General features: G+C 67.9%; 19 protein-coding genes. 10 read left to right on the top strand and 9 right to left on the bottom strand.

Translation table 11 applies throughout. The features are described from left to right. The first annotated feature begins 5 nt into the window (after window positions 1-5). Complete coding sequence (locus tag SCNU_RS14065; protein WP_009680052.1) at window positions 6-1,397, top strand: FAD-dependent oxidoreductase; 1,392 nt, start codon at window positions 6-8, stop codon at window positions 1,395-1,397. A gap of 116 nt (window positions 1,398-1,513) precedes the next feature. On the opposite strand, the gene SCNU_RS14070 is transcribed toward SCNU_RS14065, so the two are convergent. Next, window positions 1,514-1,987, bottom strand: coding sequence for a hypothetical protein (locus SCNU_RS14070; protein WP_009680053.1), 474 nt, complete (start codon window positions 1,985-1,987; stop codon window positions 1,514-1,516). 177 nt (window positions 1,988-2,164) lie between these two features. Between SCNU_RS14070 and SCNU_RS14075 the strand changes: the two genes are divergently transcribed. Together SCNU_RS14075 and SCNU_RS14080 are read left to right on the top strand one after the other, a co-directional pair. Further along, complete coding sequence (locus SCNU_RS14075; protein ID WP_009680054.1) at window positions 2,165-3,151, top strand: FecCD family ABC transporter permease; 987 nt, start codon at window positions 2,165-2,167, stop codon at window positions 3,149-3,151. Further along, window positions 3,148-4,212, top strand: a complete 1,065-nt coding sequence (locus SCNU_RS14080; protein WP_009680055.1) for a FecCD family ABC transporter permease — start codon at window positions 3,148-3,150, stop codon at window positions 4,210-4,212. The genes SCNU_RS14075 and SCNU_RS14080 overlap by 4 nt, the downstream gene beginning before the upstream one ends. Before the next feature lie 28 nt (window positions 4,213-4,240). Here SCNU_RS14080 and purT read toward each other — a convergent pair whose 3' ends face one another. From purT to SCNU_RS14095, 3 genes are all read right to left on the bottom strand, one after another. Then, the gene (purT, locus tag SCNU_RS14085; RefSeq protein WP_009680056.1) at window positions 4,241-5,752 is read right to left on the bottom strand and encodes a formate-dependent phosphoribosylglycinamide formyltransferase; all 1,512 of its coding nucleotides are present in this window, start codon (window positions 5,750-5,752) and stop codon (window positions 4,241-4,243) included. A 139-nt stretch (window positions 5,753-5,891) separates the two neighbouring features. Then, window positions 5,892-7,448, bottom strand: coding sequence for an adenylate/guanylate cyclase domain-containing protein (locus SCNU_RS14090; protein WP_009680057.1), 1,557 nt, complete (start codon window positions 7,446-7,448; stop codon window positions 5,892-5,894). A 12-nt stretch (window positions 7,449-7,460) separates the two neighbouring features. Then, the gene (locus tag SCNU_RS14095; RefSeq protein ID WP_009680058.1) at window positions 7,461-8,747 is read right to left on the bottom strand and encodes an adenylosuccinate synthase; all 1,287 of its coding nucleotides are present in this window, start codon (window positions 8,745-8,747) and stop codon (window positions 7,461-7,463) included. A 94-nt stretch (window positions 8,748-8,841) separates the two neighbouring features. Here SCNU_RS14095 and SCNU_RS14100 point away from each other — a divergent pair, with 94 nt between their 5' ends. Both SCNU_RS14100 and SCNU_RS14105 read left to right on the top strand, forming a co-directional pair. Beyond that, window positions 8,842-9,480 carry a hypothetical protein gene (locus tag SCNU_RS14100; protein ID WP_009680059.1) on the top strand — a complete coding sequence of 213 codons (639 nt, stop codon included), beginning with the start codon at window positions 8,842-8,844 and terminating at the stop codon, window positions 9,478-9,480. Further along, window positions 9,477-10,256: a site-2 protease family protein gene (locus SCNU_RS14105; protein WP_009680060.1), complete on the top strand. Its 780-nt coding sequence runs from the start codon at window positions 9,477-9,479 to the stop codon at window positions 10,254-10,256. Before SCNU_RS14100 ends, SCNU_RS14105 begins: the two co-directional genes overlap by 4 nt. 40 nt (window positions 10,257-10,296) lie before the next feature. Here the strand turns inward: SCNU_RS14105 and SCNU_RS14110 are convergent, their stop codons facing one another. The 3 genes from SCNU_RS14110 to SCNU_RS14120 form a co-directional block, all read right to left on the bottom strand. Beyond that, window positions 10,297-11,223 (bottom strand): cation diffusion facilitator family transporter, encoded by a 927-nt coding sequence (locus SCNU_RS14110; RefSeq protein WP_040518474.1) that lies wholly within the window; start codon window positions 11,221-11,223, stop codon window positions 10,297-10,299. Between the two features lie 76 nt (window positions 11,224-11,299). Then, window positions 11,300-12,415, bottom strand: a complete 1,116-nt coding sequence (locus SCNU_RS14115) for an FUSC family protein (protein ID WP_040518499.1) — start codon at window positions 12,413-12,415, stop codon at window positions 11,300-11,302. 60 nt (window positions 12,416-12,475) lie between these two features. Further along, window positions 12,476-12,919 (bottom strand): DUF3151 domain-containing protein, encoded by a 444-nt coding sequence (locus SCNU_RS14120; RefSeq protein WP_009680063.1) that lies wholly within the window; start codon window positions 12,917-12,919, stop codon window positions 12,476-12,478. A 118-nt stretch (window positions 12,920-13,037) separates the two neighbouring features. Between SCNU_RS14120 and SCNU_RS14125 the strand changes: the two genes are divergently transcribed. After that, window positions 13,038-14,093: an Rv0361 family membrane protein gene (locus SCNU_RS14125; protein WP_009680064.1), complete on the top strand. Its 1,056-nt coding sequence runs from the start codon at window positions 13,038-13,040 to the stop codon at window positions 14,091-14,093. Window positions 14,094-14,191: 98 nt separating this feature from the next. Here the strand turns inward: SCNU_RS14125 and fbaA are convergent, their stop codons facing one another. Continuing rightward, entirely contained in the window at window positions 14,192-15,226 is a 1,035-nt protein-coding gene (gene fbaA, locus SCNU_RS14130; RefSeq protein WP_009680065.1) for a class II fructose-bisphosphate aldolase, read from the bottom strand. 148 nt (window positions 15,227-15,374) lie between these two features. Between fbaA and SCNU_RS14135 the strand changes: the two genes are divergently transcribed. From SCNU_RS14135 to SCNU_RS14145, 3 genes are all read left to right on the top strand, one after another. Further along, window positions 15,375-16,079, top strand: a complete 705-nt coding sequence (locus tag SCNU_RS14135; RefSeq protein WP_009680066.1) for a DedA family protein — start codon at window positions 15,375-15,377, stop codon at window positions 16,077-16,079. A gap of 117 nt (window positions 16,080-16,196) precedes the next feature. Continuing rightward, a complete protein-coding gene (locus SCNU_RS14140) occupies window positions 16,197-16,487 on the top strand; it encodes a hypothetical protein (protein WP_009680067.1) in 291 nt (96 codons plus the stop codon). A gap of 68 nt (window positions 16,488-16,555) precedes the next feature. Beyond that, window positions 16,556-16,975, top strand: coding sequence for a nitroreductase family deazaflavin-dependent oxidoreductase (locus tag SCNU_RS14145; RefSeq protein WP_009680068.1), 420 nt, complete (start codon window positions 16,556-16,558; stop codon window positions 16,973-16,975). Between the two features lie 6 nt (window positions 16,976-16,981). On the opposite strand, the gene SCNU_RS14150 is transcribed toward SCNU_RS14145, so the two are convergent. Further along, on the bottom strand, window positions 16,982-18,592 hold the full coding sequence (locus tag SCNU_RS14150) for a GMC oxidoreductase (protein WP_040518475.1): 1,611 nt from the start codon (window positions 18,590-18,592) through the stop codon (window positions 16,982-16,984). A gap of 139 nt (window positions 18,593-18,731) precedes the next feature. Between SCNU_RS14150 and SCNU_RS14155 the strand changes: the two genes are divergently transcribed. Further along, window positions 18,732-19,373, top strand: coding sequence for a TetR/AcrR family transcriptional regulator (locus SCNU_RS14155; protein WP_050792836.1), 642 nt, complete (start codon window positions 18,732-18,734; stop codon window positions 19,371-19,373). Window positions 19,374-19,512: the final 139 nt, after the last annotated feature.

Genomic DNA, 19,512 nt, shown 5'->3' on the forward strand with positions numbered 1-19,512 from the left:
CTGAAATGAGTGACAACAGCCGCCCGTTGCGGGTCGCGATCGTCGGCGCCGGGCCGGCCGGCATCTACTGCGCCGATGCGTTGATGAAGTCCGACACCGCGTCCGAACGCGGCGTGAGCATCGACCTGTACGAACGCATGCCCGCTCCGTTCGGGCTGATCCGCTACGGCGTCGCCCCGGACCACCCCCGCATCAAGGGCATCATCACCGCCCTGCACAAGGTGCTCGACAAGCCTCAGGTCCGACTCCTCGGCAACATCGACTACGGCACCGACATCACCCTCGCCGACCTGCGCAAGCACTACGACGCCGTCGTCTTCTCCACCGGCGCCACCGACGACCGCGGGCTGCAGATCCCCGGCGTCGACCTCGAGCGCAGCTACGGTGCGGGCGAGTTCGTCGCCTGGTACGACGGTCACCCCGATTTCTCCCGCGAATGGCCGCTGGAGGAGGAGAAGGTCGCCGTCATCGGCGTCGGCAACGTCGCCCTCGACGTCGCCCGCGTGCTCGCCAAGACCGGCGACGAGCTGCTCCCCACCGAGATCCCGGACAACGTGTACCAGGGACTCAAGGCCAACAAAGCCGTCGAGGTCCACGTCTTCGGGCGTCGCGGCCCGGCGCAGGCGAAGTTCACGCCGCTCGAGCTCAAGGAGCTCGACCACTCGCCGAACATCGAGGTCATCGTCGACCCGGAGGACATCGAGTACGACGAGGGTTCCGCGGTCGCACGACGGTCGAGCAAGATCACCGACCAGGTCGCCACGATCATCGAGAACTATGCGATCCGCGAGCCGAAGCAGGGTGCGATCCACAAGCTGTTCCTTCACTTCTTCGAGAATCCGACCGAGATCCTCGGCGAGGACGGCAAGGTCGTCGGCCTGCGCACCGAGCGCACCGAGCTCGACGGCACCGGCAATGTGAAGGCCACCGGCAAGACCCGCGACTGGGACATCACCGCGGTCTACCGGGCCGTCGGCTACCTGTCCGACAACCTGCCGGAGATCCCGTTCGACGACCAGGCGGGCGTGATCCCGAACGAGGCCGGCCGCGTCTTCGACGACGGCAAGCACCTCACCGGTCTGTACACCACCGGCTGGATCAAGCGCGGCCCCGTCGGCCTCATCGGCCACACCAAGGGCGACGCCAACGAGACCGTCGAGTGCATCATCGAGGACATGAAGAACGGTGTCCTCAACCCGGCCGAGGACACCAGCGAGGAGAGCGTCGTCGCCCTTCTCGAGTCGCGCGGCATCCCGTTCACCACGTGGGACGGCTGGTACCGCCTCGACGAGCACGAGCGGAAGCTCGGCGAAGCTCAGGGCCGCGACCGCGTCAAGGTCGTCGAGCGTGAGGACATGCTCGCCGCTTCGGAGCCGCACAAGGTCGACCGCGGCTGAGTTCACCCGCACCTGATTTCACCCGCAACGACGAAGGAGGGCGACCGTTTCCGGTCGCCCTCCTTCGTTGTTCTCGGCCCGTCGTACTCGGCCGATCATCTCTCAGCCGGTGACGGTCACTCCGCCGGAGCGTTGCGCACGTTCTGCCAGAAGCCGACGTTGTTCATCGGGTTCTCGACCTGCTGGCCGATCGTGTAGCCGGAGATCGATGCGGGCCAGCAGCCCTTCCACGTGGTGTCGAAGGCGACGTACGTCTTGCCCGGCTTGAGCTCGCCGAGCTTGTTCGTGATCTTGCCGTCCTTGTCCTTGGTCTGCGGGACCCACTTGTTGGCACCGCCGAACTCGCTGACGGTCACGCCGGTCATCGTCGTTCCGCCGATGTTGGTGACGCCCATCCAGCGGTGCATCTGCCAGACCGGGCCGTCCGACCAGTTGGGACCCCACATCTTGAAGGTGCAGGTGACGCCGCCGAAGATCGCGAGATCGCCCGGAGCCGCCGCGTGCGCCTGCGGAGCAGCGACCAGGGAACCCGCGCCGATTGCGCCTGCCGCGGCGACGGTCGCCGCGACTCGTGTCAGGGACTTCTTCATCTCAAGAGCCTTTCGTGTCGTTCGGTCGGTAGGCCAGACTGCTCCCACCCTTACCCGTGTATCGAGGGTTCCACAGCTGATTGTTACCCGATCGTTCAGCCGACACTCAGAATCGAAACATTCTCGCACTCGACCCGCGCCGCCCCGATTCGTTCCACTTAGGTAAGGTAATCCTTCGTGAAGAAGGTGATCGGGGCCGTCGTTCTGGTGGTCGCCATAGCGCTCGCGTTCGTCGCGTCCATCGCGATCGGCACCCGCGACGTGCCTCCCGCCGACGTGTTCAACGCACTGGTGCACGCGTCGGCGTCGACTGACGATCTCTCGGTACTCGTGCACAGCAGACTCATCCGCACGGTGCTGGGTCTGGTCGTCGGACTGGCCATCGGTGCCGCAGGCGCCCTCGCCCAGGGCCACACCCGCAACCCCCTCGCCGACCCCGGACTCCTCGGCATCAACGCGGGCGCCGCATGCGCGGTCGTGACCGGCGTCTTCGTGTTCGGCGCGTCCGGGCCGCTGGTCAACACCGTCCTGGCGCTCGTCGGCGCCCTCATCGCGGCGGCCGCAGTCTTCGGCCTGTCGACGATCACCGGATCATCGCCGCTCACCCTCGTCCTCGCAGGCACCGGCCTCAGCGCCGCACTGACCGCGATCTCGTCCGCCCTCGTCCTCAGCGACGGCGCCACGCTCGACACCTGGCGGTTCTGGAACGTCGGCGCCGTCGCGGGCCGCGACGCCGACGTCCTCTGGACCACCCTGCCGTTCATCGTGGTGGGCCTGATCCTCGCGTTCGCGGGCGGCTGGTTCCTGAATCTGCTGAGCCTCGGCGACGATATGGCGACCGCACTCGGCGGGCGCGTCGGCCTGATCCGCGCCACCGGGATCATCAGCATCGCACTGCTGGCGGGCGCGGCGACCGCGGCCTGCGGCCCGATCGTCTTCCTCGGTCTGGTGGTGCCGCACATCGCGCGCGCGGTCACCGGGCCCGACTACCGCTGGATCGTCCCGTATTCGGCGCTCGCCGGCGCCCTGTTGATCCTGGTGTGCGACATCATCGGCCGGGTGATCGCTCGGCCCGGCGAAGCCCAGGTCAGCGTGGTCCTCGCCCTGATCGGCGGCCCGGTGCTGATGATCATGGTCCGACGTAGGAGGCTCCCGACCGTATGACCGCCACCGTTCGTCCACCGACCACGGTCACCGTCGGACGCGCCAGTTGGGTCGTCCGCCCACGTCTGGCCGCCGCCTCGTCGGCGGTCGCCGTCCTCGTGATCGTCCTGATCCTCATCGGCCTGTCCGTCGGCTACACCACGCCCATCGACGTGGCCCGCATCCTCCTCGGCGGCGGCCGCGTCGCCGAGAACATCGTCATCTTCGACGACATGCTGCCCCGAGTCCTCACCGCGGCGCTCGCCGGCTTCGGCCTCGGTCTGGCCGGCTGTCTCACCCAGGTGATCACCCGGAATCCCCTCGCCACCCCCGACATGCTGGGCATCACCACCGGTGCGAGCGCGGGCGCCGTGCTGGCGCTGACGTCGACGAGCACCGGCTTCGGTGGATTGTTCGCCGGGCTCGGGGTGCCGCTGTCGGCGCTGATCGGCGGACTGGTGACCGCGGCGCTCATGTACGCGTTGGCGTGGAGCCGTGGACAGGTCGTCACCAGTACGCTGCGCCTGATCCTGATCGGCGTCGGCATGACGTGGATGATGCAGGCCGCCATCGGCTATCTGATGTCACGCGCCGATCTACACGACGCCGCCAGCGCCCAGACGTGGATCGTCGGCTCGCTGGCCAACACCGGCTGGAGCTCGGTACCGGCGGTGACGGTCGCGGCGGTGATCGGCATCGGCTGGACAGCGGTGATCGCCCGGCCGCTGACCATCAGCGGGCTGGGGCCGGACATCGCCCGAGGTCTCGGGGTCCGCCTCGGATTCGTCACGTACGGAACGCTGCTCGCAGCCGTCGTCGTCGCGTCACTGGCGGTGTCCGCAGCCGGGCCGATCGCCTTCGTCGGTCTCATCGCACCCCAGATCGCCCTGCGCATCGGACGCACTGCGCAGCCGACGCCGGTGTTCTCCGGCCTCATCGGCGCATCGATCGTCCTCGCAGCCGACATCGCCTGTCGTTCGATGCTCCCCGGCGGACTCCCGGTCGGAGTGGTCACCGCGGCGATCGGCGGACCGTTCCTGGTCTTCCTGATCATCCGGACCGCACGACGGTCGTCGGTGTAGCGATTGCGGTTCTCCGCTCCGCCGGTGCTCAGCCCTGTCCCGGACGCGGCGGCGGGGGTCCGGACGGCCGCGGGCCGCTCGGACCCACTGGACCCCGCGGTCCCGGCTGCATCATCGGACCGGGACGCTGCGGCGGTCCCGGCGGCATCGGCGGCCGAGGCATCGGCGGCGCCTCACGGCGCATCGGCTGCTCGGGCACCCGGATCGCCTGCGTGCCCGCCTCCATCATCTCGGTGTCCGCCTCGTCGGCCGGCGAGCCGGCCGACTGCGGCATCGGCTTGATCTCGGTCGGCGCCGCACTGTCGTCGTGGTCGGCTCGCAGCGGTGTCACCAGCCCGGCCGCACGACCGGCCTTCTCCCGTGCCGCTTCGACCGTCGGCGCGGTCGCCACGGCCACGCCCATGCGACGCCGCGCGAAGCTCTCCGGCTTGCCGAACAGCCGAAGGTCGACGTCGGGATCGGCGAGCGCCTCGGCGACTCCGGCGAACTTGATCCCGGTGTCCTCATGCCTGCCGTAGACGACGGCGGAGGCACCGGGACCGCGGGAGGCGGTGTTGACCGGCAGTCCGAGAACGGCACGGGCGTGGAGCTCGAACTCCGACAGTCGCTGCGAGGCCATCGTCACCAGCCCGGTGTCGTGCGGCCGCGGGCTCACCTCGGAGAAGTACACCTCGTCGCCCTTGACGAACAGTTCCACGCCGAACACGCCGCGACCGCTCACCTCCGACCGCCCCGACCCCATCGCCGTGGCGATGCGGGCCGCGATCGAGCGCGCGACGTCGTACGCCGCCTGGCTCATCGGCTGCGGCTGCCAGCTCTCGACGTAGTCGCCGTCCACCTGGCGGTGTCCGATCGGGTCGCAGAAGTAGGTGGCCAGCCGACCGGTGGCGGGATCGATGGCGCGGACGGTGAGAAGAGTGATCTCGTAATCGAACTCGACGAATCCCTCGACGATCACCCGGTCGTTGCTCACCCGCGCTCCGGTGCGCGCCGCCTCCCACGCGGCGTCGACGTCGCCGGGCCCCTTCAGCACCGACTGGCCCTTGCCGGACGACGACATCACCGGCTTCACCACGCAGGGGAACCCGATGCTGCCGGCGGCCGCGCGCATCTCCTCCAGAGATCCGGCGAACAGGTACGGCGAGGTCGGCAGTCCGAGCTCCTCGTCGGCCAGACGCCGGATGCGCTCACGGTCGAGGGTGGCCGACACGGCCTTGGCACTCGGAATCACCTCGGCGACGCCCTCGGCTTCGACCGTCTCCAATGTGTCGGTCGCGATCGCCTCGATCTCCGGCAGCACGTAGTCGGGCCGATGCTTGTCGATGACCGACCGCACTTGCGCCGGGTCAGTCATGTCGATGACCTCGGCGTGGTGCGCCACCTGGTGTGCGGGCGCGTCCGCATACCGATCGACGGCGATCACCTCGACGCCGAAACGCTGCAAGGCGATCGTGACCTCTTTACCGAGTTCGCCCGAGCCGAGCAGCAACACCTTCACCGCGGTCGGACTCAGCGGAGTTCCGATCACCTCTGCAACCATGCCGACCAGTCTACGGGTGCCCGAGGGCGGAACTCGTCGACGCTCGCGCGGCCGAATGACGATGGAGCTCGTAAATGAATCCCCGTATCGACGGCATTCGGCCATCTGTGCGAAGACCGCACGCCTATCGGGGATTCATTTACGGCTCCGCCGGCGCAGGCGTGTAGATCCGTGTCTCCGCTGACCGGCCCCGCAGCACGACCGCCGTGCGGGGCGACCACCGTCGCGCCTCGTCGGCACCCGCCGCGGCCACCGCCCGCTCCGACGCGAACGGCAGCTCCGGAGCCTCCTTGGCCGCCTCGGACAGTCGCGCGCTCTCGTTCACCGGATCGCCGATGACGGTGAACTCGAATCGCTGAATCGCGCCGACGTTGCCGGCCACCACGTTTCCATAGCTGACACCGATGCCCGCCCGCAGCTCCGGGACCTCGCTGCCCAACCGGTCGGCGATGACGCGTGACGCCGCGAGCGCCGAACCGGCCGCGTCGTCGAGTTCGAGAGGGGCCCCGAAGATCGCGAGGACGGCGTCGCCCTCGAACTTGTTCACCAGGCCCCGATGGGCTTCGACCTCCTCCACGATCACCTGGAAGAAGCGATTGAGAACGGCGACGACCTCGGTCGGCGTCCGTTCCGTGGCGAGCGTCGTCGAACCGATGACGTCGACGAAGATCACCGCGACCGTGCGCTCGGCGCCGCCGAGTTCGGGGTCCGCTCGCAACGCGGCGGCGGCGACGTCGCGGCCGACGTGACGACCGAAGATGTCGCGCATCCGCTCCTGCTCGCGCAGACCCGCGACCATCGAGTTGAAGCCGAACTGCAGCTCACCGAGCTCGGAACCGTCGTAGACCACGAGATCGACGTCGGCGGCCACGTCGCCGCGCCGAACCTTCGCCATGCCCGCCTGCACGTTCCGGATCGGTCCGGTGACGTCCCAGGCGAACAGGAACATCGCGAGCAGACCGACCGCGATCGCCACCGCGACCAGCACGGTCACCGAGACGAACAGACTCGTCACCGACATCCGTTGATTGGTCACCGCCAGCAGCACGACGATGAACACGCCGGACAGCGGGACCCCGGTTCCGATGAGCCAGGCGTTCACCGCACGCGACCGCACCGAGCTGCCGCGCACGGTGAATCCGGCCTGCATGATCTTCGCGTAGATCGGCCGCAACAGCACATCGGCGAACAGGTTGACGATCGCGATCACGACCAGCCCGCTCATCAAGACGATCAGCACGACCTTCGGCACCAGGGTCACGTCGACGACTCCGTACCAGACGCCGAGCAGCACCGCCGCCCCCGCCCACAGCAGTCCCTGCAGCGCGGTGAGCCGACGCCGGGCCCACACGGTTCGCCGGACGTCCTTCCGCGTCGGGACTTTGTCGTCGATCGACCACTTCAGCGACCTGACCGTCATCACGGTCCCGACCCACACGCCGACGACGAGCGCACCGACGATGTAGATCGGCAACGCGACGAAGTTCACCCAGAGCAGGTCGCTCCGCAGGAACGACGGCTCCGGGATCCCGACCAGGGCCAGGACGATCGCGATGCCGATACCGATCAGCTGCGCGCCGACGATCGTCGTGGTCAGCAGCAGCTGAATCCGTATCCGCTGCCTGCGCGGATCCTCATCGACCGCGCCGAGCAGCGTGGAGCCGTAGTCGCGGCTCAGCCCGCGATGCCGGCTCATCGTGATCGCCGGCTAGACGATCTGGTGGCGGACGATCGTCTCGTCGCGACCCGGTCCGACACCGATGCACGAGATCCGCGCACCCGACAGCTCCTCGAGCCGGTGGATGTAGTTCTGCGCGTTCTGCGGCAGTTCCTCGAAGGTCCGGCAGGTGGAGATGTCCTCCCACCAGCCCGGCATCGTCTCGTAGATCGGCTTCGCGTGGTGGATTCCGGTCTGCGTCATCGGCCACTCCTCGACCCGCTCGCCGTCGACCTCGTACGCCACGCAGATCGGGACCTCCTCCAGGCTCGACAGCACGTCGAGCTTGGTGAGGAAGTAGTCCGTGATGCCGTTGACGCGCGTGGCGTAGCGCGCGATGACCGCGTCGAACCAACCGCAACGACGCGCGCGGCCGGTGGTGACGCCGACCTCGCCGCCGGTCTTGGCGAGGTACTCGCCCCACTCGTCGTACAGCTCCGTCGGGAACGGGCCTTCGCCGACGCGCGTGGTGTACGCCTTCAGGATGCCGAGGACCGTGGTGATCCGCGTCGGTCCGATGCCCGCGCCCACCGAGGCGCCGCCTGCGGTCGGATTCGACGACGTCACATACGGGTAGGTGCCGTGGTCGACGTCGAGCAGGGTGCCCTGCGAGCCTTCGAGCAGCACGGTCTCGCCGCGCTCGAGCGCCTGGTTCAGCAGCAGCTGGGTGTCGGCGATCCGGTGCTTGAAGCCTTCGGCCAGCTCCAGCGTCTCGTCCACCACCTGCTGCGCGTCCAGGCCCTTGCGGTTGTAGATCTTGGTGAGGATCTGGTTCTTGATCTCCAGCGCCGCCTCGACCTTCTGGGTCAGGATCTTCTCGTCCAGCACATCGGCGACACGGACGCCGACTCGGGCGATCTTGTCCTGGTAGCACGGCCCGATGCCGCGTCCGGTGGTGCCGATCTTGCTGTTGCCCAGGAAGCGCTCGGTCACCTTGTCGATCGCCACGTGGTACGGCATCAGCAGATGCGCGTCAGCGGAGAGCAGCAGCGATGTGGTGTCGACGCCGCGGTCCTCCAGCCCCTTGAGCTCGGTGAGCAGGACGCTCGGGTCCACGACGACGCCGTTGCCGATGACGTTGTTGACTCCCGGCGTCAGAATGCCCGACGGAATCAGGTGCAGCGCGAACTGCTCGCCGTTCGGCAGGACGACGGTGTGTCCCGCGTTGTTACCACCCTGGTAGCGCACCACCCACTGAAGCTTTCCGCCCAGCAGATCGGTCGCCTTACCTTTGCCTTCGTCGCCCCACTGGGCGCCGATGAGCACAATCGCAGCCATATCAGGTGCTCCTCCTAACGTGCCCACCCTACTGGGTCGCGCCCGAATTGTTGGTCCCCGACGCGTATAGCCTGGGTACGTGCCCTCTCTGCTGATGACGCTCAGCCCCGGCGACGAAGTGCCGTCCGCCCTGACCCGCCGCCTCGCCGGACTGCTCGAGGAGTCCGCATCCGACTCCGACGGCCCCGTCACGCGCGTCGTCGTCGCGCCCACAGCCGCCGATGAAATGGCGCCGGATGCCTTCTTCGCCCGGGTGGTCGCCGCGCTGATGAAGCTCGAACGCCTCGACGTCGAGGTCGCCTACGTCGCACCGCACGCCACCGCGGCGACCCGGAATTACGGTCTCCCCCACGGCGACGCGGCGATGCGCTTGGCGACTGACGGTGCGGCGCAACAGCTTCCGCTGATCCGCGACGACGCCGCGACGGTCCTCGTCGGCCGCGCCCGCCATCTCGGATCCGGCGGAGAGAAGCTCCACGGCGAGTGCATCGCGGACTCGGACACGATCTTCGACGGCACCGCCCGCGCCGTCGAGATCGAACCGCTGACGGTCGAGCCCGGGGTTCGCGGGCGGCTCGCGCGCCGACTGCCCGGCGGCTGGAAGACCGGTCGGGCCGTGCAGACGGGCGGCACCAACGTCGTCGTCGAACGCGAGGGCGAACTCACCGATCGCGTGGTGAAGCGCTCCACCTTCTACCGTCACCACGTGGACTGGAAGCTGGTGCGGCCGTGACCACTCCGACGACGGCGGCGCTCAAGTCCGTCCGCCCCGGCCCGGTGTTCGTCGGACTGTGCGCGGCATTCGCGATCGGTGCTTTTCTACTGGTGCAGTCCGGCGCCGAGCGCAGCGCCCTCGGCATGTTCGGCGCGCTCGTCTTCGTGCTGAGCGGCTGGGTGATCTCCCTGTCGCTGCACGAGTTCGCACACGCCTTCACCGCGTTCCGCTACGGCGACCGATCCCCGCAGGTGCGCGGGTACCTCACCCTCGAGCCGCGGAAGTACACCCACGCCGGCCTGTCGATCGCCCTGCCGCTGCTCATCGTCGCCCTCGGCGGCATCGGATTCCCCGGCGGCGCGGTGTATCTGAACACGGCGGCGTTCACGCCCGCCCAGCGGACCAAGGTCTCACTCGCCGGGCCGCTGACGAATCTGGTGCTGGGCCTCGGCCTGCTGATCGCCCTGGCCTCGACCACGCCGACGGAATCGAACCTGAACCTGTGGGCGGCGACCGCCGCTCTCGCTTTCCTCCAACTGTCGGCCACCCTGCTGAACATCCTTCCGGTGCCGGGCTTCGACGGATACGGCGCCATCGAACCGCATCTGCCGATGAACATCCGGATCACCGCGGAGAAGATCGCCCCCTACGGCTTTCTGATCCTGCTGGTGCTGCTCTTCATTCCCGCCCTCAACGCGGCGTTCTTCGGACTCGTCTACGACGTCTTCGACGCCTTCGGCATCAGCCCGGCGTTCGTCAGCTACGGAATGAGGTTGTTCGCGTTCTGGCTGTGACCTGGGGAGTCGACGTACGCCCCGATCACTGCGGAGCCGGTCACCAGGTGAGACTCTCGCACTGCCCGTCCGCGCCGGGCCGTTCCACCTGGACCGTCGCATGTTCGAGGCCACGCTCGGCGAACACCCGCTGCGCAGCCGTCAGCGCCGCACAGTGATCGCCGGTGCTGCTCAGGTGGACCGTGGCGACGTCCATCCCAGTGGTCACCGACCACACGTGGAGGTCGTGCACGTCCTGCACCTCGGGAAGGGCTGCCAACTCGCTGCGCAACTCGCTCAGATCCACGTGCGACGGAGCCTGCTGGTTCAGAATCTTGAGCGCATCGAGGGCGAGCTTCACCGCACGCGGCACCACCCACAGGGCGATGAAGACCGCGACGATCAGATCGGCGTAACCCCAGCCGGTGGTCAGGGCGATGACGCCTGCGACCAGAACTCCGACGCTGCCGACGGCGTCGGCCAGGACCTCGAGATAGGCTCCGCGGATCGCAAGGGACTTGTCGGAGTCGGAACGCAGCAGATACATCACGATGACATTGGCCGCCAGCCCCAGCGAAGCGACGATGATCATCGGCCCACCGGGGACGTCCGGATCCGCCCCGAGCCGCGCGATCGCCTCGTAGAGCACGTAGGCACCGACGCCGAGCAGCAGGACCGCGTTCACGACCGCGGTGAACACCTCGGCCCGGTACCAGCCGAAACTCCGGCCATCGGTGACCCGGCCGTGCCGTGCGAGCAGCAGCGCCGCGAGTCCCATCGTCAGCGCGACCAGATCGGTCGCCATGTGTCCGGCATCCGCGACCAGGGCCAGCGACCCGAAGAGGAGTCCGGTCACCAGTTCGACCACGAAGAACGTGCCGATCAGGCCCAGCGAGACCGCCAACGGCCAGATACGCCGATGCCCGGCCTCCGCGCCCGCCATGTCAGCGGCCGTCGGCCCATGACTGTGTCCGTGTTCAGCACCCATGACCTCAATATATGCGTATCTGCGCATATATTGCAAGACGGGTTGCAGCCGACCCCAAGGAAGCCGGCCTCCACGCTCACTTGTTCAAGTGCAACTGCGCAATCGCCGACGAGCGCTTGAGGCCGGCCACCATCAGCAGGTCGACCAGCAACGACCGCAACTCCACCAGCAGGGCCGCCTCCGACAGGTCCTCGACGTCGTCGGCAAGCGAAGTCCGGGCTCGCCGGACCACCGAACGGACCGCGCGGGCCGCGTCCGCCTGATCGGGCGACTCCCCCGGCTCGGCGAGCATCATCTGCCGCAGCGTCTCGAAGAGGTCGCCGATGTCGTCGATGATCGCGATCATCGGGTCTTCGACGGCCACTCCCCGCTGAGTGAGACCGAGCGCGCGCCGAGTGACGATCCGGAAATTGCGGACGGCGTTGTCGATCGGGTCGGCGGTCGCCGCAATTCGACGAAGCCGCTCGCGTGACGCCCAGTACATCGGCGACAGTGTCCCGACCTCCCGGCCTGCGAGCACGTCCGACCGCAGCCCGTCGATCGCCGACTGCGTTCCGCGCGCCTCGGCGAGCACCCGATAGACCGCTTCCTCGTCGCGCTCGCGCAGCGACTCGGCCAGCTGGTGGCTGAGGTCACGGAAGGTGTCGAGAATGCCCGCGGCGTCGCGACGGGCGCGGCGCGCCGGATTGACCGGCACCAGTGCCCCGACGAGGAGACCGATCAAGCCGCCGATCAGCGCGTCGACGGCCCGCTCATAGCCCGCGACGTCACCGGGTGGCAACAGGGTCGCCACCAGCACCGCCGACGACGCCGCCTGTGTCGGCAGCATCGGCCCACCGTCGACGAACACCGCGACGGCCATCGCCGCTGCGACGACCACCGTGATCTGCCACGCCCCCGAACCGATCTGGGTGATGACCAGATCGCCGACCAGGATGCCGATCGAGACGCCGACGATCAGCTCCACGGATCGGCGCCAGCGTCGCGCCAACGACAGCCCGAGGGACGCGACCGCGGCGACCGGGGCGAAGAACGGTCGCGAGTGGTGCAGGACGTCGAACGCCACAAACCACGCCAGGCCGGCGGCGATCGCGCACTGCGCTATCGGGACCAGCGACAGCCAGAGACGCCGGACTCGCACTCGGAGCATCGGGGGCAGCCGTTGGACGCCTAAGGACCCCAGGTCCCGCATCGTCGCCTTATCGGCGGGCTCGTCGGCGGCTTCGCGCACGCGCACACCTGACCGCGTGGGTCAGTCGAGGCCCAGTTCCCCGATGGCGCGCGGATCGCTGTCGTTCAGGAGGTCGAGGCACCGCAGGTACTCGTCCTCTTCGCCGACCGCCTGCGCCGCACGTGCGAGGGCCCCGACGCACCGCAGGAAGCCGCGATTCTCCTCATGACTCCACGGCACCGGACCGAAGCCCTTCCAGCCGTTCCGACGGAGCTGGTCCAGCCCGCGGTGGTAGCCGGTCCGCGCATACGCGTACGCGGCGATGACGCGGCCGATGTCCGGCTCCGAGCCGTCGAGAGCTCCCTCGAGCGACGACTCGGCCAGGTAGGCCCAGGCGATCGACGCCGACGGGTGCGCTGCGGCGACGGCCGCGGGGTCCGTTCCGTTCAGCAGATCCGATTCCGCCTCGTCGTCTCCGGGCAGGAGCGTGGGCGGCGGTCCGAGCAGGTCTCCAAATGACGTCACGTATTCATTCAATCATCCGGGTGCGACGCTCCGAAGGAGCTCCGTCCTGAGAGGTCCGTTATTCTGACGCTTGCGCGTATAGCACCACGGTCCCCGACGAACATTGGAAATTGAGTAGATGTCTGATTCGGACAAAGACACTTCGGCTGCCATCGACAAGGTGGTCGGTGCTTTCCGTGCCCAGCGCGAGCAGGGCAAGGCCGACGCGACGGAGGCGCCCGCAGACACTGCCGCAGAGTCCGCGACCGAGCCGACTCCGGTGAAGAAGCTCGAAGAGGCCCCCGAGCCGCAGGGCGGCGGCAATTCTGAGACACCGACCAAGGCGTTCAAGATTCCAGCGCAGGTCAGTGCCGCCGCCGCGGCGGAGTCCGACTCCGGTACCGACGATCTCGTCGAGGAGAACGTGGTCGGCGATCCGCTGACCGGCGAGGCAGCCGAGATCGACAGCGCCATCGACGCCGACGCGGTTGAGAAGGCGAGCCTGGTCGAGCACTCGATCGAGCTGCCCGCAGACGAAGCGACCGCAGACGAGACGCCGGACGACGAAGCCGCCGTCGGCGATGCGACCCCGACCGAGCAGATCCCGGCTCCCGAGGTCGCGGCGTCCGAGGCCCCCACCACTGAGATGAAGGTGCCCGCTGCCGCCGCGGCGGCCGCCGGAGTCGCGGCCGGCGGGGCTGCAGCCGCCTCCGCCGGAGCCGGAAAGTCCGCGCCCCAGGTCGTCGCACCCGCGCAGGCCTCCGACGAGAAGCGCAGCCGCGGCAAGATGGTCGGGATTCTGATCGCCGTGGTGATCGTGATCGCGGCCATCGCCATCGGACTCTGGTACGCGCTCGTCGGCAGCTCGCCCGAGCACAAGGTCGCCGAGGCCGCGAAGGACTACCAGAACGCGATGACCTCGGGCGATCTCGACAAGCTCCGTGAGGTCACGTGCGGCGAGGAGTACGCCTACTACTCCAAGATCCCCGACGCGGCGTTCCAGAAGGCGTACGAGGCGCAGAAGAACCGGAACGAGTTGATGACCTTCGACGACGTCAAGGCCGTCGAGATCAACGGCGACACCGCACGCGTCGGCGTCGACATGTATCCGAGCAACGATCCGTCGAAGACGGCGCCCGCCCAGATCACCCTGCAGAATGTGGACGGCACCTGGAAGGTCTGCAAGCAGCCGTAGTCGCGCAGACCCGGCGGTCGCAGAAGTAGAGGAAGTCCCCCGGAGCTCGGCTCCGGGGGACTTCCTCTACTCGGCCGAAGGATTCCGGCCGGGCCGCGTCAGCGACCGATGGACTTGCCCGACGACCCGAGGTCGTTGCAGGCCTCGACGACGCGCTCGGCCATCGAGGTCTCCGCCTTCTTCAGGTAGCTGCGCGGGTCGTAGACCTTCTTGTTGCCGACCTCGCCGTCGACCTTCAGCACACCGTCGTAGTTGCTGAACATGTGCGCAGCGACGGGGCGGGTGAAGGCGTACTGGGTGTCGGTGTCGACGTTCATCTTGATGACGCCGTAGCTGACGGCCTCTTCGATCTCGCTCTTGGCCGAGCCGGATCCGCCGTGGAAGACGAAGTCGAACGGCTTGGCGTCGGCGTCCAGACCGAGCTTGGCGATCGCGGCGTCCTGGCCTTCCTTGAGCACGCTCGGGCGCAGCTTCACGCCGCCCGGCTTGTACACGCCGTGCACGTTGCCGAACGTGGCGGCCAGCAGGTACTTGCCCTTCTCACCGGTGCCGAGCGCGTCGACGGTCTTCTCGAAGTCCTCGACCGAGGTGTACAGCTTCTCGTTGATCTCGTTCTCGACACCGTCCTCCTCGCCGCCGACGACACCGATCTCGACCTCGAGGATGATGTTCGCCTCGTTGGCCTTGGCGAGGAGTTCCTGGGCGATCTCGAGGTTCTCGTCGATCGGCACGGCCGAGCCGTCCCACATGTGCGACTGGAACAGCGGATTCTGGCCGTTCGCGACGCGCTCGCGCGAGATCTCCAGCAGCGGGCGGACGAAACCGTCGAGCTTGTCCTTGGGGCAGTGGTCGGTGTGCAGCGCGATGGTCACGTCGTACTTGTCGGCGATCACGTGCGCGAACTCGGCGAGTGCGACGGCGCCGGTCACCATGTCCTTGACGCCCAGACCCGAACCGAACTCGGCGCCGCCGGTCGAGAACTGGATGATGCCGTCACTGCCCGCGTCGGCGAATCCCTTGATGGCCGCGTTGACGGTCTCCGACGAGGTGCAGTTGATGGCGGGGAACGCATAGCCGTCCGCCTTGGCCTTGGCCAGCATCTCGGCGTACTTCTCGGGGGTTGCGATAGGCATTCTCACGTCCTAAGCGAGCCGGTGGATGTTTTCCACTCGTTTGTAACTGTCCGATCCAGTATGACGGTAGCCTCCGACGGCTCGGGCGGTCCCCTGTCAACTGCAGCGTTAAGGGTTCTCGAAGGCACTGACGGTAAGCTAAGGCCCCGTGATCGACACTCTGCTTGCCGAGACCACGACCAACGTGGCACTGATGCCCGGATTCATGGACCCGTTCAACCTGATCGGATACTTCGGGGCGGCCGCGTTCTGGGGCCTTCTCCTCGTCGTCTTCATCGAATCGGGCGTGCTGTTCCCCGTGCTGCCCGGCGACTCGCTGCTATTCGTCGCGGGTCTGATCGCGGCGGGCGAGGCCGGCGAGCATGCGTCCCAGGTCGCCGACTCCGGACTGAGCCTGTGGCCGCTGCTGATCGGGGTGCCGATCGCGGCCGTCCTCGGCGGTCAGGTCGGCTACTGGATCGGTCGTTACGCGGGCACCTCGATGTTCAAACCCGACGCCCGGTTCCTCAAGCAGCGCTACATCGACGAGGCGCACGAGTTCTTCGAGAAGCACGGCCCGGTCACCATCTTCCTGGCTCGCTTCGTGCCGATCGTCCGCACACTCGCCCCGATCGTCGCCGGCGCGGCGCGGATGAAGTTCGCGGTCTTCACCATCTACAACGTGGTCGGTGCGATCGTCTGGGGTGCAGGCATCGTCCTGCTCGGCTACTGGCTCGGCCAGTTCGAGATCATCCAGAAGCTGATCGAGCCGATCTTCATTCTGATCGTGCTGGTCTCGGTGCTGCCGATGGTCTACGAGTGGCTGCGCCGCCGACGCAGCCAGAAGAACGAGAGCGCTGTCGAACTCGAATGACGCGCCGCTGAGAGCCGCCGCGAGCCCCGGACCACTCGGTCCGGGGTTCGCGGCGTTCACAGCGAACCCGAAGTCGGCTCGCATCGCTGTCGCACGTCCGGGGTCGATGCTGGTCGCATGACGCACAAGAAGATCACCCCCACAGACATCCCGCTGCTCATCCTGGACGACGAGTCGGTCGCCGCCTATGCCGCTCGGCTCGCCGCGGATCGCCGGCCGATGGCAGTCGTCAGCAGCAGTTACTCCCCCGTTCTGCCGTTCATGATCGGCAACAACGGCTACACCGTCGCGATGGTCGCCGACGTCAACGACCCGATCCAGCTGGCCGACGTGATCGATCGGGTCCAGTCCCGTCTCGGACCGATCAGTCGAACCGTGCACGACAGCTCCGATCTGCCCGCTGCCTAGAACCGGCGGCCTAGAGTTGGCCGGGAGACCCATCCGAGAAGATCCCGACCGAACGAGGAGCAGAGACGATGAGTGACTGGAACACCGATGTCATCGAGGAGTTCCGCGCCAACGAGGGCCGAGTCGGCGGGCCGTTCGACGGCGCACCGATGCTGCTGGTGCACCACGTGGGCCGTAAGTCGGGCCGCCAGACGGTGACGCCGATGATGTACCTGGCCGACGAGGACGACCCGGCCACCGTCTACGTCTTCGCGAGCAAGGGCGGCGCTCCCAGCAACCCCGCCTGGTACTACAACCTGACCGATGCGGGCCGCGCAACTGTCGAACGTGGGACGCAGACCTACGACGTCGCCGTCGCAGAGGTCACCGGCGACCGCCGGGACAGCATCTACGCGGAGCAGGCACGCCGGTACCCGGGATTCGCCGAATACGAGGTCAAGGCCGAGGGGATCCGCGTGATCCCGGTGCTCGCGCTGACCCGTCTCTGACGGCGGTCAGATCACCCGGCCGACGTCGTGCCGGACGATGTCGTCGAGTGCGCGTTCGGCGACGGCGGCGATGGTCATCGACGGGTTGCACGCCGCCGAGGTCCCGGGGATCAGGGCTCCGTCGAGCACATACAGGCCACGTTGCCCATGGACCCGTCCCGACAGGTCGCAGACGGCGCCCATCGCGGCGCCGCCGAGCGGATGCCAGGTGGTGTTGAGGAATCGGTTCGAGTCGGTCAGCACCGACCCCGCCCCGGCGATCTTCACCGCCGTCGGATGGATGTGACCCCACTGGATGCGACGGTCGCCGTCTGCCGGCCAGTGCAGTCGGGCGTCGCCGCGTGCGGAGTCGTACCGGAACGCGCCGCGCGCGCGACTGACGCCGTAGCCGACCATCATGGTGCTGTGCGGCTCCATGCCGAGTGACGGGATCGACGCCTGGATCAGCGTGTGCGCGTTGTCGGGCGAGTCCCAGTTCAGGCTGCCGAAGACCACCGGCCCACCCTGTTTCGCACCGAACTCCAGCCCCGGGTTCGACCACACGTAGATGCGGTCCGCGTTGGTCCCCCACCCGGTGCCGATGGCGTCCGGCAGGTCGCCGACGGCTCCCGATCCGCGAGCCCGCAGCAGCAGTCGCGTGGTGTGCACGCTGCCCGCCGCCATCACGAGGGTCGGCGTCGTCAGCGTCTTGCGAGCGACGGTCGTGCCGTTCACGTCGGTCTGACTGACCTCGAGCGTCCACTTGCCTGCGCGATCACGTGCCACGTCGTTCACCTCGTGGAGCGTCGCCACCGTCAGCAACCCGGTGGCGCGGGCCTGACGCAGATAGGTGACGTCGACACTGTGCTTGCCTCCGTTGTTGACGCCGAGCGCGCCGGACCCGTCGGTGTACGACGGGCGCATCCGGCCGGCGATCTCGTCGAGCGCGAACTGCCAGTCGATCGGCATCGGGATCTTCGACACCGGAAGTCCGGCCCGGCGCGCCTGCGCGGCGAACACGCGAGCGGCCCGGTACTGCGGCGTCCGGATCAACCGGTCCGGTGCGGTCGCGATCTGAAGCATCTCGGCGACGCGCGGGTAGTAGATGTTGTGCATCCGCTGCCAGTCGAGTTGCTCGGGCAGGTGCTCGTTGAACACCGCTTCCGCCGGCTCCAGGGTCATCCCCTGGTAGACGAGGCTGCCACCGCCGAGGCCGGCCGCGGTCACCGCGGTCATGTTGTCTCCGACCACCGCGTCGATCAGGCCCGCATACGGCTCGGGCGAGAACGGCCTGCCGAACAACTGCGGCGCGCTGCGGTGCCACAGCGCGCGTTTGTCGGGCGACGTCGGATTCGGAAAGGTGTGTGCGTTCGGCCCGGTCTTCCACTCACGCCCCCGCTCGAGCAGGAGCACCCGAACACCCGCCTGCGTCAGCCGCAGGGCGGTGACGGCGCCGCCGAAACCCGATCCGACGACGATCACGCGATGCTCCGAGGCCGTGGTCCGCACGCGGCGCGGCGCGGCGGCCACAGCTCCGGAGGCACCGGCCACCGCGACGCCGGCGACGGCGGCTGTCGAGCCGGCGAGGAAACTCCTCCGCGTCACCGATCGTCGAGGAATCGGAGTGGGTGTCGGCATTGGCGGTCCTTTCGTCTTGACTCTCGGCTGCGAAGTCCGGTGGCGGGTCGAGCAATATTTCTAAGTCGTACGACTTAACACGCGCGTGTCGATTCAGACCTCCGACCGCCCGCTCGGAGCGATGGGGGATCATGTCAGGGTGAGTGCCGACCGCAGCAGCAGGGCCGACGAGACGCGGGCCCGCCTTCTGGCGGCCGCTGAGCGACTGTTCGCCGAGCACGGCCTGACGGCGGTGTCGAACAGACAGATCAGCGAAGCCGCCGGCCAGGGCAACAACTTCGCGGTCGGCTACCACTTCGGGTCCCGCACCGAACTGATCCGCGAACTGCTCCGGTCACATCAGGAACCGATCGACGCCATCCGCGCCCGCATGGTCTCCGAGGTCGGCTACGTCTCCCAGGTTCGCGACTGGCTCCGATGCCTCGTCCAACCGCAACTCGAGCACATCGGAACAAGCCCCGGCCCAACGTATTACGGCCAGTTCTGGCGCCAGCTCGCGAACGATCCGGCATCCGTCGAACTCGTCTATCGCGAAGGCGCCGAATCCCAGCCCCTCGCCGACATCCTCAGCGGCCTCTACCGAACCCTCCCGGCACTGCCGGAGGAGGCGGTCCGAGTCCGGAACCTGATGTCGCAGAACATCCTGATCTCGACTTTCGCCGACTTCGAACACAGAAGGAACGAACTCGGCGCCCTCGACATCACGTCGTGGTCAGGATTCTCCGAATCGATGGTCGACGGCCTCGTCGGCCTCTGGCTCGCGCCCGTCACCGCCGGGTGACGTCGGCCAACTACTCTCACACCCCCTCTCGCTCGCGCATCGACAGCATTGCGCCCGTCAATAATCAGTCAGGCGACTTACGAATGGAAGAGCGAGCGGCGAATGTGATGTAGAACACTACCGATGAGTAGGGCGGTTC

Source organism: Gordonia neofelifaecis NRRL B-59395, assembly GCF_000192435.1.
Taxonomy (GTDB): domain Bacteria; phylum Actinomycetota; class Actinomycetes; order Mycobacteriales; family Mycobacteriaceae; genus Gordonia; species Gordonia neofelifaecis.